Below are 1,773 nucleotides of genomic sequence, written 5' to 3' on the forward strand. Positions count from 1 at the left end.
GTGGGTCACCTCGTAGGTGGCGCCGCTGATGATGCTGCCGGGGGCGACGACGTGCCCGCCCCACGCGCGGGTGTCGACCAGCGGTGCGAGTGAGCCCGCGCTGTTGGCCAGGCGGGGGCTCGGCGGGGCGGTGAAGTACAGGTGCTGGCCGCCGCGCGTCCGCACCGTGTACGTGGTGGGCCAGGACTGTCCGGCGCGCTCGCAGAGCGCAGCGAAGTTTGTCGCGCCGCTAGGCGCGTCCGAACTGCTCTTTCCCTTGGGCGTGTCCAGGTCGACGACGACCAGGCCGGACGGCCCGGTGGCAATGCCGACGTTGAACGGGTGCGCACCCCATGCGGCGTGGATGCGGTCCGGGTCGGTGGTGGCGCGCTGCTCTGGCTTCAGGTGCCCCTCGGCGCACTCGCCGGCGAAGGGGCAGGCGTCTTCACCGTGTAGCGCGGGCATCTTGCCGCCGGGCCGGAGCGGGATCACGGACCAGCCGCGCGCGGCGGCTTGAAGCGCCGCAGACAGCAGCGCGGATCGTGGGTCATGCGTCATGCTGGATGCCTCCAACAGGTCTGTTGTGGACTGGTTGGCCGGGGCGACCGCGTGTCTTTGGCGAGAGGTGCGGTCGCCCCGGGCGTGGCTAGAACGGCGGCTCGTTGCCCGACTCGGGCCGGTTGTCCCCGGTGTTCCACGGGTCGCCGGACGCGTTCGGCTTCTCGGTGCGCTTGCCGTTGATCTGGACGGTGGTGAAGCGCAGGGACGCGCCGATCTCGTCGACCTCGACGGCGAGCATCGAGCGGTTGTCGCCCTCGGGGGTCTGCCAGTCGTGCTGACGGATCCGCCCCGAGAGCACCACCCGCGAACCCTTGGCCAGGGAGTCGGCGACGTGTTCGGCGAGGGTGCGCCAGGCGGCGCAGCGGAAGAACGTCGACGTGCCGTCCTTCCACTGGTTCGACTCCCGGTCGAACATGCGCGGGGTGGAGGCGACGGTGAACTTCGCGAGCGCCTGGCCGGAGGCGGTGAACGTCAGCTCCGGGTCGGCGGTCAGGTTGCCGATGATGGTGATCGGGGTCTCTCCGAACGACATGGTCACTCGCTCTCGGGTGTGGTGGGCCGGTGGTCGGCGGTGAAGTACAGGCGGGTGCGCTTGCGGTCGCGGGTGGGGTACTGGCGGGCCGGTCCGGTGTCGAACGCGGCGGCCAGGGCCTGGCTGACGCGGTCGGCGTCGTCCGGGGCGCAGATGACGCGGATCTCGAACACGAGGCTCCTTTCTGGGTTCAGCGCTTGGCGCGGGCGAGCTTGAAGGTGATGCCGCCGCCGATGCCGATGGGTCCGGCGGCGCCGGCGATGACGGTTGCGGCGTGGGCGGCGGCGTCGAACAGCGCGCACAGGGCGGCGACCAGTCCCCAGCAGCCCGCGACGGCGGCGCCGGCTATGGCGAAGGGGATCAGTAAGCGGCGCCACGGGATGCCGGTTCGAGCGGGGTCGTTGACGACGATGACGACCGGTCGTCCGGTGGCTTGGGCGCGGTTCCAGTCGTCGGCGGGGATGTGGTGGGCGAGGTGTCCGGGCGGTTCGCGGTGGTGCATGTGGTGCTCCCTTCCGGCCGTTCCGGTGGACATGGCAGGCGCCCGCCGGGGGTGTCCGGGCGGGCGCCTGTTGGTGACGGTGTGTGGTTGTAGTGGCTACTGGCTAGTGGCTACTGGCAAGCCGAAAAAGCCTGCTCGCGGCCCCTGGTGGCCAGTAGAGGGCCGTTCTACTGGCTACTGGCAACTTTCCAGTAGCCAG

Annotated in this window: 4 protein-coding genes; all 4 read right to left on the minus strand. The window is 70.8% G+C overall.

Going from position 1 to position 1,773, the window contains the following annotated elements; genetic code table 11:
* Positions 1 to 537: bifunctional DNA primase/polymerase (locus FNH08_RS49610; RefSeq protein WP_194238892.1), on the minus strand; the 537-nt coding region annotated here is incomplete at its 3' end.
* An 88-nt stretch (positions 538 to 625) separates the two neighbouring features.
* On the minus strand, positions 626 to 1,072 hold the full coding sequence (gene ssb, locus FNH08_RS49615) for a single-stranded DNA-binding protein (protein ID WP_152778557.1): 447 nt from the start codon (positions 1,070 to 1,072) through the stop codon (positions 626 to 628).
* Positions 1,073 to 1,074: 2 nt separating this feature from the next.
* On the minus strand, positions 1,075 to 1,245 hold the full coding sequence (locus FNH08_RS49620) for a hypothetical protein (RefSeq protein ID WP_228034864.1): 171 nt from the start codon (positions 1,243 to 1,245) through the stop codon (positions 1,075 to 1,077).
* Between the two features lie 17 nt (positions 1,246 to 1,262).
* The gene (locus FNH08_RS49625; RefSeq protein ID WP_152778558.1) at positions 1,263 to 1,574 is read right to left on the minus strand and encodes a hypothetical protein; all 312 of its coding nucleotides are present in this window, start codon (positions 1,572 to 1,574) and stop codon (positions 1,263 to 1,265) included.
* Positions 1,575 to 1,773: the final 199 nt, after the last annotated feature.

Source organism: Streptomyces spongiae (assembly GCF_009377185.1).
GTDB classification, from domain to species: Bacteria; Actinomycetota; Actinomycetes; order Streptomycetales; family Streptomycetaceae; genus Streptomyces; species Streptomyces spongiae.

What these genes read in the sequence shown, in the direction of transcription:
- ssb (WP_152778557.1), bottom strand. Translation starts at nt 1,072, where the DNA reads ATGTCGTTCGGAGAGACCCCGATCACCATCATCGGCAACCTGACCGCC.
- FNH08_RS49625 (WP_152778558.1), bottom strand. Translation starts at nt 1,574, where the DNA reads ATGCACCACCGCGAACCGCCCGGACACCTCGCCCACCACATCCCCGCC.